We start from the raw sequence: 12,634 nt of genomic DNA, 5'->3' as shown, positions 1-12,634 counted from the left end.
GCTCAGTTCTTCGCCGGATACCGAGCCATTGCGCGCCAGGGCCTGACGGCGGCTGTAATCAAGGCGGCTACGCTCCAGATCGGATCTGGCCGATACCAGCTGTGCCGCGGCACGGGCCTGCTCGGCCAGACGCGACTGCACCTGGGCTGTCAGGCTTTCGTCATTGGCAAAATACCCCTGCACCCGGCGCTGGGCACGCGCCAGATCGGCCTCGGCCTGGGCCAGCGCCAGCCGGGCATCCTTGTCATCCAGCTGCAGCAGCACATCGCCCTTTTTCACGTGCTGGGTGTCCACCACCGTCACGCTGCGCACCGTGCCGGACACCTCCGGCGTGACCTGGGCAATTTCGGTGGCGACATAGGCATTGTCGGTACTGACATAGTGGGAGGCGACCAGCGCCCAGTAACTGCCATAGCCCAGTGCGGCCACGGCAATGGCGCTGCCCAGCAGCAGAAACAGTTTCTTGCGTTGTGCCGGTGCGGCGGGAGTGGCCGCGGTGGCGGCCGGCAGGGTGTCGGTATGTGCACTCATGATGATTTCCTTGATGGTTTCCGTGCCGGGTTTCAGCTGTGTTCGGCCTGGTAGCCGCCGCCCAGCGCCTTGATCAGGCTGATGTCCTGCACCAGCCGCTGGCTTTGCAGGTCGACCAGAATGCGGCGCGCATTGATCACGCTGTCTTCTGCATTCAATACCTCGAGATAGTTGGCCAGGCCGCCCTGATAGCGCTCGCTGGCCACGCGGTAAGCCTGTTCGGCCGCCTGCAGCGACTCGCTGCGCTGCAGCAACTGTGGTGCCAGCATGTGGTGCTGCGTGATGGCGTCGGCCACTTCGTGCAGGGCCTGGATCAGGGTCTGGTTGTAGCTGGCCACGGCCATGTCGTACTCGCTGCGCGCCGTGCGATAGCCGCCTTCCAGCTGGCCGCCACGGAAGATGGGCAGGTCGATGGCCGGGCCGATGCCGGCAATGCCGGAGCCGCTTCTGGTCAGCAGATCCAGGCTGCCCAGTGCTTGCCCGCCGACAAAGGCCGTGAGATTGACATTGGGATAAAAGCCGGCGTGTGCCACATCGATGCGGCGGGCGGCGGCTTCGGCGCGCCAGCGCGCGGCCTGCAGATCGGGGCGGTGCGCCAGTAGTTCGGCCGGCACGCTGGCAGGCAGCCCCTGCAGGCGACTCAGCGCGACGACGGGGCGGCCGATTTGCAGGCCGCGGTCCGGACCGTTGCCGCTGAGCGCGGCCAGGGCATTGCGCTGCAGGGCGATGGCCTGGCCGGCGGCGGTGAGCTCGGCTTCTGCCGCCGCGCGCCGCGATTGCGCCTGGCTGACGCTGGCCATGGTTTCCAGTCCTTGCTGCTGACGGTCGCCCAGCAGTTTTTCGCTATGCAGGCGTACCGCTACCGCCTGGGCCGAGCAGTCTTGTACGGCGTATAAACGTGCCAGCTCGGCATAGGCCGCGGCCATCGAGCTGGTCAGCAGCAGCCTGCTTTGCGCGGCTTCGCTTTGCGCGGCCGCCAGTTCCGAGGTGGCTGCCGCCACGGCGGCGCGGTTCTTGCCCCAGAAATCGATTTCGTAGCTGAAATCCAGCGTTGCACGGCTGGCATTGTTGAAGCCCGGCGGCACCAGCGCCTTGGGCACGCCATTGTTGTAACTCTGCTTCATGCGCGACAGGCTGCTGTCCATTTCCAGCGCCGGCAGCAGGCTGGCCCCTGCCTGCTGGGCATAGCCTTCGGCCCTGAGAATGCGCGCATGCGCCATGGCCAGGTCAGGAGAGTTTGCCAGTGCCTCGGCCATCAGCCGGTTTAGCTGGGCATCGCCATAGCTGGTCCACCATTGCGGTTCTGCCCAGCTGGCGGCATTGCCGGCCAGGCTGTGCGTGCTTTGCAGCTGTGTGCTGCCGTGCAGCGACGGCAGCGGCCCCAGATCGGGAACGCTGGCGCAGCCGGCCAGGCCGCAGCCAGCTGCCAGTAGCAGGCTGCAATACACTGCGCCGCTCCTTGCATGCCAGAGGAAGGTGTGCACGATTTTCTCCATAACTGAACTGTATGGTAAGTTTATAGCAATGATGCGCCAGATGTGTCAATATAAATTTACTGTACGGTAAAGTTAACGGAGGGGTAATGAGAGTGAAAACTGAAGATCGGCGTCTGGCCATCCTAGCTGCAGCCACGGAGGTATTCCGGGCACGTGGTTACAAGGCGGCATCCATGGCGGAGATCGCGGAACGCACGGGTGGCTCCAAGGCAACGCTGTACAGCTATTTTTCTTCCAAGGACGAGCTGTTTCGCGAGGTCATGAAAACCCAGGCGGAAGACCGGATGATGGGAGCGTTTGGCAGCCTGGCCCCGGGGGCTGATCTGGCCGGCACCTTGCAGCGCTTTGGCGAGCACTACCTCGATACCATACTGAGCCGCGATCTGTTGATCATGCGCAGCATCGTGATGGGGGAAGGGCCGCGCTCCAGCATGGGCCGGATGTTTTTCGACAACGGCCCGGCCGAGGGGTGGGGGCAGTTGGCGCGCTTTCTGGAAGGTCAGATGCAGGCCGGCCGGCTGGCCAGCCGCTCGCCCTGGCGGGCGGCACTGCAACTGATCAGCTTGCTGGAGGCCGACTATGTGGAGTTTTTCATGACCGGGCTGGTGGACAAACCCGGGCCGGAGCGCATTGCCGAATCAGTGGCGGCGGCGCTGGCCGTTTATCTGCATGGCTATGGCGTGGATGCGGCAGGGATGACGAGCAGCAGCAGGGAGCCGCTGTCGTGACTGTTCCGCTGCGTATGGATGAGCGGTGGGCAGGTTGGGCAAGGGCTGCCGCCGCTATGCCGGGCGGCAGCCGGGGGCTGTGGCTTCAGAGCAGCGTCAGCGTCACATCGATATTGTTGCGGGTGGCATTGGAATAGGGGCAGACGATGTGGGCTTGCTCCACCAGCGCTTGCGCCTGTGCGCGCGGCAGGCCGGGCAGGCTGATCTGCAGCTCGGCTTCGATGCCGAAACCGCTGGCAATGGCGCCGATGCCTACGCTGCCGGTAATGCTGGCGTCGGCAGGCAGGGCGATTTTTTCTCTGGCGGCGACAAATTTCAGTGCGCCCAGAAAGCAGGCCGAGTAGCCGGCGGCGAACAGTTGCTCGGGATTGGTGCCGCTACCGCCGGCGCCGCCCAGCTCGCGCGGAGTGGACAGCTGCACGCGCAGGGCGCCGTCCGAAGATTCGGCGTGGCCTTCGCGGCCACCGCTGGTAGTGGCTTGGGCGCGGTACAGGACTTTTTCGATGGACATGGTGAGCTCCTTGGTGAAAAGCAGCGGCTTGCTGCGGGGTATGGCGCTCACTGTACGCCTTGGTTCAGGACTTGGTGTGGCATAAAGTCCTGAAAATTTGATTTTTCGTACTGATTTGCTGAGGGCCGGCTGCACATGCGGGTGATTTGCCACCGTGCAGACAGCAAAACGCCCCGGCGGACCGGGGCGTGTTTGGAGTGGCTACTGCTGAGAGCCGCTAACAAAACCTCGTAAAGCACCCGGGCCAAGGCGCGCCGCCGCCGACCGTACATAGCGTACGGCAAGGCGGTGCAACGCTGGAGCGGGGGTTTTGTGAGCGGGTCTTAGTGCTGTTGGCGGTTGGCTTCCATCACCGTCAGTGCCGCCATATTGATGATGCGGCGCACGGTGGAGCTGGAGGTGAGGATGTTGACCGGCGCATTGACACCCAGCAGGAAGGGGCCGACGGCGACATTGCTGCCGGCGGCGGTCTTCAGCAGGTTGTAGGCGATATTGCCGGCATCGACATTGGGGCAGACCAGCAGATTGGCCGCGCCCTTCAGTTGTGACATCGGCAGGATGTCCATGCGCAGCGCCTCGTCCAGTGCGCAGTCGCCGTGCATTTCGCCATCGATTTCCAGCTCAGGCGCTTGCTGGCGTACCAGTTCCAGCACGCGGCGCATCTTGCTGCCGGAGGCGGAACTGCCGGAGCCGAAGTTGGAGCGCGACAGCAGCGCGGCCTTGGGCTTCATGTGCAGCAGGGCCATTTCCTCGGCGGCGGCAATGGTGAATTCGGCAATCTGCTCGGCGGTGGGGTCGTCGTTGACGTGGGTATCCACCAGCGCCACCGTCTGTTTTTCCAGCAGCAGGATGTTCATGGCGGCGTAGGTATCCGAGCCGGCCTTCTTGCCGATCACCTGGTCGATATAGCGCAGGTGATCGTGATAGCTGCCCACGGTGCCGCAGATCATGCCGTCGGCGTCGCCCAGGCGCACCATCATCGCGCCAATCAGCGTCAGGCGGCGGCGCATTTCCACGCGGGCCATTTCCTTGGTCACGCCATCGCGGCACATCAGCTCCCAGTAGCTGGTCCAGTACTGGTGGAAGCGTTCGTCGTATTCCGGGTTGGTGACTTCCACGTCCTCGCCCAGGCGCAGGCGCAGGCCAAACTTTTCAATCCGCGCCAGCAGCACTTCCGGGCGGCCCACCAGGATGGGACGGGCCAGCTTTTCATCCACGATCACCTGCACCGCACGCAGCACGCGCTCGTCTTCGCCTTCGGTAAATACGATGCGGGTCTTGCCGCCTTCGCGCACCAGTTTTTTGGCGGCGGCAAACAGGGGCTTCATGAAGCTGCCGGAGTGGTAGACAAACTGTTGCAGCTGCTCGGTATAGGCGTCGAGGTTGGCAATCGGCCGGGTGGCCACACCGCTGTCCATGGCCGCCTTGGCCACGGCCGGGGCGATGCGGACGATCAGCCGCGGGTCGAAGGGCTTGGGAATCAGGTATTGCGGGCCGAAGGACAGGTCGTAACTGCCATAGGCGGCCGCCACCACTTCGTTCTGTTCTTCCTCGGCCAGCCCGGCAATGGCGTAGACGGCGGCCACTTCCATTTCACGGGTGATGGTGGTGGCGCCCACATCCAGCGCACCGCGGAAGATGTAGGGGAAGCACAGCACATTGTTGACCTGGTTGGGGTAGTCGGAGCGGCCGGTGGCCATCACCACGTCGTCGCGTACCGCGTGGGCCACTTCCGGCAGGATTTCCGGGGCCGGGTTGGCCAGTGCCAGGATCAGCGGGCGGGCGGCCATCTGCGCCACCATCTCGCCCTTGAGCACGCCGCCGGCGGACAGGCCGAGGAAAACATCGGCCCCGGCAATCACTTCGCTGAGGGTGCGGGCATCCGTCGGCTGGGCAAAGCGCGCCTTGGCCGGGTCCATCAGCACGGTGCGGCCCTGATAGACCACGCCTTCGATATCGGTGACCCAGATGTTTTCCAGCGGCAGGCCCAGGTGCACCATCAGGTCCAGGCAGGTGAGGGCGGCGGCACCGGCACCGGAAGTCACTACCTTGACCTGGCGGATGTCCTTGCCCACTACCTTGAGGCCGTTGATGAAGGCGGCGGCCACGGTGATGGCGGTGCCGTGCTGGTCGTCATGGAAGACCGGAATCTTCATCCGTTCGCGCAGCTTGCGTTCCACTTCAAAACATTCCGGCGCCTTGATGTCTTCCAGATTGATGCCGCCAAAAGTGGCTTCCAGGCTGGCGATGATGTCCACCAGCTTGTCCGGGTCGGTTTCGTTGATTTCGATGTCGAACACGTCGACACCGGCAAATTTCTTGAACAGCACCGCCTTGCCTTCCATCACCGGCTTGGAGGCCAGCGCGCCGATATTGCCCAGGCCCAGCACGGCGGTGCCGTTGGTGATGACGCCCACCAGGTTGGAACGGGCGGTAAAGCGGCTGGCATTGAGCGGATCGGCGACGATTTCTTCGCAGGCGGCAGCCACACCAGGGGTGTAGGCCAGCGCCAGATCGCGCTGGGTCACCAGCGGCTTGCTGGCATTGACGGCGATTTTGCCCGGGGTGGGGAATTCGTGGTAATCCAGTGCTGCCTGACGGTCGGTCGTATCCATGGTGTCGCTCCTGATGTGGGCTTGGTCGCAGTGCCAAGGCCATCGCTATGCCGTGTTGGCTGCCGGCAGGGCAGCCGCTTTGTCTCCTGTCAGGCCACCTGCAAGGAGGAGGATGACTGGATTAGCGGCAAGTCTAGCGAAATAACATAAGGTAAATATTTTGATTTACTATCGAGCCATACTATTTACCTGATGATCTGAGCCGCCATGGCCGAAATCAATGCCGACGAGATCCTGCGCCGCCTGTCTGCCCGGCTGAAAATGCGCCACCTGATCCTGCTGCTGAATATCCAGCAGCATGGCTCGCTGACGCGGGTGGCCGAGCAGATGGCCAGCAGCCAGCCGGCCATCACCAATGCCCTGTCCGAGCTGGAAGGCATGTTTGGCGGTGCGCTGTTTGACCGCTCCAGCCGCGGCATGGCCCCCACCGCGCTGGGCAAGCTGGTGCTGGCCCGCGCCCAGGCCATGCTGCACGATCTGGACCACCTGGTGCGCGACATGGCCACCGCCGCGGCCGGCTATAGCGCCCACCTGCACGTTGGCGTCATTCCCTTTATTCCGGGGCGGCTGCTGTCGGCCGCCATCGCCCGCACCCTGCCGGAAGGCCAGGGTGGCATGACGGTGACCCTGCATGAGGGCACCAGCGACCAGCTCTTGCCACGGCTGCAGGATCACAGCCTGGACATCGTCATCGGCCGCGCCTCGTCGGCGGTGGATCTGCAACAGCTGGAGTTCGAGGTGCTGTACCGGCAACAGCCGCGGCTGATCGCCAGCCGGCGGCTGGCGGCGCAGCTGGGACGGGTGCGGCTGGACTGGACCCGCCTGGTGGAACTGGACTGGATTCTGGGGGCGCCCCATACGCCGATGCGCGAGCAGGTGACCGATATCTTTCTGGCGGCCGGCATTGCCCCGCCAGTGCCCATTGTGGAGAGTTATTCGTCCAAGCTGATCGGCGAGATGATTGTCGCCAGCGAGCGGGCGGTGTCCATCGTGCCGGCGGATATTGCCGAAGAGCTGGTGCGCACGGCCGGCCTGTCCATCGTGCCCTATTCATTCGACTGGACGCTGCCGCCGATTGCCATGTTTACCCGTGCCGGCGGTGCGCGGCATACCGTGGCGCTGTTCTGCGCCGCCTTGCGCGGCTTGTGTCAGGAGGGCTGAGCCTCAGCATTGCCGTGGCCCGTTCAGTCCGGCGCTGGCCCAGCTTCCAGCGGCAATGCCAGTTGCTTGGTGGTCGCCGGCCTGGCGCTGCCGCCGGCACGCGGCAGCTGCTTGCGCGAGCCATGTTTTTGCAGGACGGCCTGCTTGCCGGCGCGTACCGCCTGTTCATTGCGGCGGGCGTGCAGGCGCTGGCGGGCCTGCCGGGTGGCGCTTTCCAGCTCCACCAGTGGTTGCACCAGCGCATATTCCCCCAGCAGCCCGTGCTGGCGGCACAGATCGTCCGGCATTTTCCATGGCTGGAACAGCCAGCTGTCCGGCACCCGGCGCATGGCCGGCAGCCATTGCCGCACAAAGCGCCCCTGTGGATCGTGGTCCATGGCCTGCTTGACCGGGTTGTAGACACGGGTGGTATTGATGCCGGTGGTGCCGGCCTGCATCTGCAGCTGGCTCCAGTGAATGCCCGGCTCGTAATCGAGAAAGCAGCGTGCCAGCCATAAACCCACCGGCCGCCAGTGCAGCCAGAGCGGATAGGCCGCCACCGAAACCAGCATGGCGCGCATGCGGAAATTCAGCCAGCCGGTGTGACGCAGCATGGCCACGCAGGCATCCACCAGCGGCCAGCCGGTTCGGCCATCCATCAGCGCCTGCAGCCGTAGGGCATCGACTTCCTCTTCGCGCAGCCCATCGTAGCCACTGTGCATATTGCGCCATTCGATGGCGGGTTCCGATTCCAGCTTCTGCATGAAATGGCAGTGCCAGTGCAGGCGGCTGATGAAGGCTTGCAGCCCTTGGCGCTGGCGCGTGTTGTCTGCCGGTAATTGCGTCAGCCGGCGGCGGGTGCTCTGCACGATTTCACGCAGGCTGAGGCAGCCCATGGCCAGATAGGGCGACAGCCGCGAACAGGCCGTTGGTGCGGACAGCGGCGAGGAGATACCGCCGCGGTAGTGGGCGCTGCGCGTGGCGAGAAAATCCTGCAGCACGGCTATGGCGCGGCGGCGACCGCCACGCTGGCGTTGTGGCGGGTCGAAAGGGTGGATGCCCAGCTGGGCCGCGGTGGGTGGCCGGTCGTCCGGCAGCGGTGCTGGCCAGCCCTGCATGACGGGCACGGGCAGGCAGGGGGCGCTGACCAGCTGCTCCCAGCGCGCCGCCCAGCCGTCGCGCGCGGCGAGGCGGCGGATGACGCCGTTCTGGCGGAATTCCTGCCAGGGCAGCCCATGGCTGCGGCACCAGCGGGCCACCGCCAGATCACGCTGAAAGGTGAAGTGATTGCCGGTTTCCTCATGTGCATACAGCGCGTGGAAGGGGCTGGCCTGATACAGCTGTTCCAGCACGGCGCAGACCTCGCCCACTTTCACCAGCAGTGTCATGCCGCGCTGCTGCAAGGACTGGCGCAGGTCGTGCAGGCATTCCAGCAAAAAGTGGTAATGCTGGCTGGACAGGTCGGGCTGCAGCCATAGCTGTGGCTCGATGATGTACAGGCACAGCAGCGGTCCCTGGGCGCTGGCGGCACACAGCGCCGCATGGTCGTGCAGGCGCAGGTCGCGCTTGAACCAGACCACACCGTAACTCATGGCCGGGCGCTCCCGATCACCGCAGGCTGAAGCGGTCGGCTCAATGCCAGCCCTGCCGCCAGAGGGTGGCATCGGTCAGCGTTTGCCAGGCGATGATGCGGCTGTGCCGGCTGTATACCGCTTCCAGTTCCACCTCGCGGATGGCTTGGGCCGGGTCTTCCGGCTCGATCAGCCGCACCACGATAAAGTGTTTTTCCTTGTTGCGCGGCTGCACGGCCGTCCACTTGCTCAGCAGCAGCTTGCGCGGGTTGAGTCGCATCGTCATGGCTTGTTTACCTTGATTAGCCTTACTGGCTGGCCGTGCTTTGCTTCACCCAGATCAGGCTGGCGGTATCAAAGCCCAGGCTGGCGGCCTGACGCAGCAGCGGCTGGGTCACGGTCTGCGGCAGCTGCTTGTCGCGCGCCAGTATCCACAGATAGTCGCGGTCGTTACCGGCCACCATGGCCCACTGATAGTCCGGGTCCAGCGCCACCACATGGTAGCCGCCGTAGAAGGGGCCGAAGAAGGACACTTTCAGGGACGCCACATGGCTGTCGCCATTGAACAGCGCGCGGCCCTGTGCCTCTTTCCAGCTGGCGCTGGCCTGGTCGTAGCCGCGGTTGACCACCTTGATGCTGCCATCGGCATTGAGCGAGTAGGTGGCGCTGACCTGGCTCAGGCCACGTTCGAAGCGGTTGTCCAGCCGGGCGATTTCATGCCACTGGCCGCTATAGCGCGTCAGCTCGAAGCCGCTTACCGGCTGGATGCCCGGTGGCGGCAGGGTGGAGCAGGCGGTCAGCAGCAGGGTACTGGCCAGCAGCAGGATCAGGGAGAGGGAGTATCGTTTCATGGTGTGGCTTCCTTGTGGTGTCGGGCTTACAGGGTGTCCAGCCGCTGGCGGATGGCATGGGCGGTCGTGGTAATGGCGGCGCTTTCCGCCGCATCCATCTGCTGCAACTGGCGGTAAACCAGCGCCAGTCTGGGATTGCTACCCAGCGTGGCGGCATTGCGCTGGAAAAAGTCCCAGTACAGGGCGTTGAAAGGACAGGCGTCATCGCCGTGGCGTTCTTCGCGCCGGTAGCGGCAGTCGCCGCAATAATTGCTCATGCGCTGCAGATAGGCGCTGCCGGAAACATAAGGTTTGCTGGCCAGCAGGCCGCCGTCGGCAAACTGGCTCATGCCCAGGGTATTGGGCAGTTCCACCCATTCGAAGGCATCGATGTAAATGCCCAGATACCATTCATGCAGGGCCTGGGGCGACAGCCCGGCCAGCAGGGCGAAATTGCCGATGACCATCAGCCGCTGGATGTGGTGGGCATAGGCATCGCGCAGCGACTGGCCGATGGCCTGGGCCAGACAGTGCATGCCGGTGTCGCCGTTCCAGAACCAGTGCGGCAGCGGCCGCTGGTGGTCGAAGTGATTGCTGCTGGCATAGGCGGGCATGCGCGCCCAGTACACCCCCCGTACATATTCGCGCCAGCCCAGTATCTGGCGGATGAAGCCTTCCGCTGCGGCCAGCGGCACCTTGCCCTCTTGCCAGGCGGCCACGGCGGCGTCTATCACTTCCCGCGGCGACAGCATCTTGGTGTTGAGGGCGAAGGACAGCAGGGAATGAAACAGCCGCGGTTCTGCGCTGTGCATGGCGTCCTGATAGTCGCCGAAGCAGGGCAGGCCATGCTGGATGAAATGCTGCAGCAAGGCCAGGGCCTCCTCGCGGTGCAGCGGCCAGCGCAGTTGCGCGGCACAGGGCTGACCCAGCGCCGCCACGCCGGCATCCTGCAGCATCTGCCATAGCGCGCTGTGATCGTGGCTGGGGCGTGCATCGGCCAGCGGCGCGGGGCTGCCGCGCCACGGCTTGCGATTGTCCTGGTCGAAATTCCATTTGCCGCCGACCGGGCCGCCACGTTCATCCAGCAGCACGCCATATTGCTTGCGCATGTGGCGGTAGAAGGTTTCCATGCGCCAGCTGGCCTTGCCGGCAAACAGCTGGCTGGCGGCCAGCCGAGGGGCCAGAAAGTGTTCGCTGTCCACGGCCTGGCATACCACGGTCTGCCGGGCTGCCCAGGCTTGCAGTTGCTGGTCCAGCCGCCATTCATCCGGCCATTGCCAGCTGAAATGGCTGGCGGCGTAGTGCTGTAGCAGGGCATCCAGATTGGCTTCCAGCGTGCCGCGATTGGACGGATGGTCGAGTGCGACATAGCGCACGCGGTGGCCAGCGGCTTTCAGGCGGGCGGCGAAGTGGCGCATGGCAGCCAGCACCGCCAGCAGTTTTTGCGCATGATGGCGCACGTAGTCGGTTTCCTGGCGCAATTCCAGCATCAGGTAAACCACATGGTCATCGACGCGGGAAAACCAGCTGTGCCGGGGATTGAGCTGGTCGCCCAGAATCAGTCGCAGCGTGGTCATGGACGGCTCCGCCGGGCGGGCTGCACAGCTTGTCGGGGAGTGTAAGCAAGAGCGAGTGACATGATGGCAGGGTATGGTTTTGCTGGTTCAATGTTGTCGGCGGCAGCGCTCGGAGCAGAATTGCAGCTGTTCCCAGCAGCGCGCCCATTTGCACCGCCAGCTCATCGCCCTGCCACAGCCGCGGCAGGTCTTGACTGGCAGTGCCTGCTTGTTGCCCTTGAAACCGGTTTTCATGCCGGGCGGTCCTCGTCGCGTACCGACAGCAGCCGGCGCAGCAGCCGCAGTGGTGCGCCGATCAGCGGCAGCTTGTGCAGCAGTTCTTCGGCCGAGTCCCAGTAGTCGCGGTGCAGGATCAGCAGGCCATCCTCGTTGAAACGCAGATGGCTGGCACCGTGCAGGCAGTAATCCTTGCCGCGCAGGCGGAAATGAAAGTCCCAGCTGAGGAAAGCCTGCTGGCCATCCAGCAATTGCTCCAGCACCACAAAGCGTGGCTGTTCCAGCTTGCGGAACATGTGCTGGAAAATCAGCCTGACGCCGTCGCGGCTGTATACCGTATTGAAGGGGTCCTTGAAGCTGACCGTGGCGGCGTAATAGCGCGGCAGCTGTTCCAGGCTGTGCGGACTGAGCTGGCTGTACCACCCCACCAGTGCCGATAGCTGCGCTCTCAGTGCCGCGCCAGCCGGCGCAGCAGCGGCAGCCGCAGGCGATAGGGCAGCAGTCTGAGCAGTTTTATCCATGTGGTGAACCTGACAGGAAAGTGGATTTCAAAGCGGCCGCGCTCCAGCCCGCGCACGATGTGCGCGGCTGCCTCGCTGGTGTTGAGCAGGGCCGGCATGGTGAAGTCGTTGCGGGCAGTGAGCCGGGTGGCGACAAAGCCGGGGTTGATCAGGTAAACGGCGATGCCATGCTGGCGCAGTTCGGCGTGCAGCAGTTCGGCCAGATTGATCAGCGCCGCCTTGCCCGGCCCATAAACGCAGGCACCGGGCAAGCCGACATAGCCGGCCACGCTGGCCACCAGTGCGATGCCGCCGCCCCGGCGGGCCATCAGCGCCGGCAGAATGGTTTCCAGCCCGAAATAAACGCCGGCCAGATTGGTGGCCAGGGTCTGGCTGACCGTCGCGGCCCGGATGTCCCAGCAGTGCTCCGGGCGATAGTCCGCCGCGCAGAACACCACCAGATCGGGCAGGGCCTGGCGGGCTGCCAGCTCGGCCCAGGCTTGCTGCCAGGCCGCCGGCTGGCTGACATCCAGCGGCAGGACGATGGCGGCGGCATGGGCGGCAGCCACCTGCTGCAGGGCGACCTGGTTGCGTGCCGACAGGATCACCTGTGCGCCTTGTTGCAGCAGCTGGCTGGCCAGCGCTGCGCCGATGCCGCTGGAGGCACCGATAATCCACACCCGGCGCTGGCGCCAGCTGGCGATACGGGGGTTGGGCGGGGGTAGCAGCATCATGGCTTGCTCCTGGTGACAACGTGTGGCCGCGGCTGCCGGTCATTCATGCCGGGCGGTCTTGCAACAGAAACTGGCTGACGCCGATGCGGCCTTCGTCGAAACCGGCCTCGCAATAACACAGGTAGAGCCGCCACAGGCGGATGAAGGCTTCGTCAAAGCCCTGTTGGCGCACGCTGTCCAGCGCC

Annotated in this window: 13 protein-coding genes; 2 read left to right on the top strand and 11 right to left on the bottom strand. The window is 64.7% G+C overall.

Annotation, left to right across the window (positions count from 1 at the left end):
• The coding region (locus JHD64_RS19750; protein WP_199055217.1) for a biotin/lipoyl-binding protein at positions 1-531 on the bottom strand (531 nt) is incomplete at its 3' end.
• A 32-nt stretch (positions 532-563) separates the two neighbouring features.
• On the bottom strand, positions 564-2,015 hold the full coding sequence (locus JHD64_RS19745) for an efflux transporter outer membrane subunit (RefSeq protein ID WP_370540990.1): 1,452 nt from the start codon (positions 2,013-2,015) through the stop codon (positions 564-566).
• Between the two features lie 98 nt (positions 2,016-2,113).
• Between JHD64_RS19745 and JHD64_RS19740 the strand changes: the two genes are divergently transcribed.
• On the top strand, positions 2,114-2,755 hold the full coding sequence (locus JHD64_RS19740; RefSeq protein ID WP_199055214.1) for a TetR/AcrR family transcriptional regulator: 642 nt from the start codon (positions 2,114-2,116) through the stop codon (positions 2,753-2,755).
• 85 nt (positions 2,756-2,840) lie between these two features.
• Here JHD64_RS19740 and JHD64_RS19735 read toward each other — a convergent pair whose 3' ends face one another.
• Complete coding sequence (locus JHD64_RS19735) at positions 2,841-3,266, bottom strand: organic hydroperoxide resistance protein (protein ID WP_199055213.1); 426 nt, start codon at positions 3,264-3,266, stop codon at positions 2,841-2,843.
• Between the two features lie 323 nt (positions 3,267-3,589).
• Positions 3,590-5,881 (bottom strand): NADP-dependent malic enzyme, encoded by a 2,292-nt coding sequence (locus JHD64_RS19730; protein ID WP_199055212.1) that lies wholly within the window; start codon positions 5,879-5,881, stop codon positions 3,590-3,592.
• A 207-nt stretch (positions 5,882-6,088) separates the two neighbouring features.
• On the opposite strand from JHD64_RS19730, the gene JHD64_RS19725 reads away from it, so the two are divergent.
• Entirely contained in the window at positions 6,089-7,042 is a 954-nt protein-coding gene (locus JHD64_RS19725; protein ID WP_059287341.1) for a LysR substrate-binding domain-containing protein, read from the top strand.
• A 23-nt stretch (positions 7,043-7,065) separates the two neighbouring features.
• On the opposite strand, the gene JHD64_RS19720 is transcribed toward JHD64_RS19725, so the two are convergent.
• From JHD64_RS19720 to JHD64_RS19690, 7 genes are all read right to left on the bottom strand, one after another.
• The gene (locus JHD64_RS19720; protein WP_199055211.1) at positions 7,066-8,613 is read right to left on the bottom strand and encodes an FAD-binding domain-containing protein; all 1,548 of its coding nucleotides are present in this window, start codon (positions 8,611-8,613) and stop codon (positions 7,066-7,068) included.
• A gap of 40 nt (positions 8,614-8,653) precedes the next feature.
• Positions 8,654-8,878 (bottom strand): TIGR02450 family Trp-rich protein, encoded by a 225-nt coding sequence (locus JHD64_RS19715; RefSeq protein WP_059287406.1) that lies wholly within the window; start codon positions 8,876-8,878, stop codon positions 8,654-8,656.
• Positions 8,879-8,900: 22 nt separating this feature from the next.
• The gene (locus JHD64_RS19710; RefSeq protein WP_199055210.1) at positions 8,901-9,443 is read right to left on the bottom strand and encodes a lipocalin family protein; all 543 of its coding nucleotides are present in this window, start codon (positions 9,441-9,443) and stop codon (positions 8,901-8,903) included.
• 26 nt (positions 9,444-9,469) lie between these two features.
• Positions 9,470-10,999, bottom strand: coding sequence for a cryptochrome/photolyase family protein (locus tag JHD64_RS19705; RefSeq protein ID WP_199055209.1), 1,530 nt, complete (start codon positions 10,997-10,999; stop codon positions 9,470-9,472).
• Positions 11,000-11,086: 87 nt separating this feature from the next.
• Positions 11,087-11,164, bottom strand: a complete 78-nt coding sequence (locus JHD64_RS22080) for a DUF2256 domain-containing protein (RefSeq protein WP_233170629.1) — start codon at positions 11,162-11,164, stop codon at positions 11,087-11,089.
• A gap of 65 nt (positions 11,165-11,229) precedes the next feature.
• The gene (locus tag JHD64_RS19695) at positions 11,230-11,643 is read right to left on the bottom strand and encodes a nuclear transport factor 2 family protein (protein WP_370540989.1); all 414 of its coding nucleotides are present in this window, start codon (positions 11,641-11,643) and stop codon (positions 11,230-11,232) included.
• A gap of 20 nt (positions 11,644-11,663) precedes the next feature.
• Positions 11,664-12,449, bottom strand: coding sequence for an SDR family NAD(P)-dependent oxidoreductase (locus JHD64_RS19690; protein WP_233170628.1), 786 nt, complete (start codon positions 12,447-12,449; stop codon positions 11,664-11,666).
• Positions 12,450-12,634: the final 185 nt, after the last annotated feature.

Source organism: Aquitalea sp. ASV15, assembly GCF_016429115.1.
GTDB classification, from domain to species: Bacteria; Pseudomonadota; Gammaproteobacteria; order Burkholderiales; family Chromobacteriaceae; genus Aquitalea; species Aquitalea magnusonii.
Note: the sequence above shows the minus strand (reverse complement) of the source record. Positions and strands in the feature narration are given on the sequence as shown.

Excerpts from the sequence above, each read along its gene's own strand:
- JHD64_RS19715 (WP_059287406.1), bottom strand. The coding sequence starts at position 8,878 with ATGACGATGCGACTCAACCCGCGCAAGCTGCTGCTGAGCAAGTGGACG.
- JHD64_RS19720 (WP_199055211.1), bottom strand. The coding sequence starts at position 8,613 with ATGAGTTACGGTGTGGTCTGGTTCAAGCGCGACCTGCGCCTGCACGAC.
- JHD64_RS19730 (WP_199055212.1), bottom strand. The coding sequence starts at position 5,881 with ATGGATACGACCGACCGTCAGGCAGCACTGGATTACCACGAATTCCCC.
- JHD64_RS22080 (WP_233170629.1), bottom strand. The coding sequence starts at position 11,164 with ATGAGCTGGCGGTGCAAATGGGCGCGCTGCTGGGAACAGCTGCAATTC.
- JHD64_RS19725 (WP_059287341.1), top strand. The coding sequence starts at position 6,089 with ATGGCCGAAATCAATGCCGACGAGATCCTGCGCCGCCTGTCTGCCCGG.
- JHD64_RS19705 (WP_199055209.1), bottom strand. The coding sequence starts at position 10,999 with ATGACCACGCTGCGACTGATTCTGGGCGACCAGCTCAATCCCCGGCAC.
- JHD64_RS19710 (WP_199055210.1), bottom strand. The coding sequence starts at position 9,443 with ATGAAACGATACTCCCTCTCCCTGATCCTGCTGCTGGCCAGTACCCTG.
- JHD64_RS19690 (WP_233170628.1), bottom strand. The coding sequence starts at position 12,449 with ATGATGCTGCTACCCCCGCCCAACCCCCGTATCGCCAGCTGGCGCCAG.
- JHD64_RS19740 (WP_199055214.1), top strand. The coding sequence starts at position 2,114 with ATGAGAGTGAAAACTGAAGATCGGCGTCTGGCCATCCTAGCTGCAGCC.
- JHD64_RS19735 (WP_199055213.1), bottom strand. The coding sequence starts at position 3,266 with ATGTCCATCGAAAAAGTCCTGTACCGCGCCCAAGCCACTACCAGCGGT.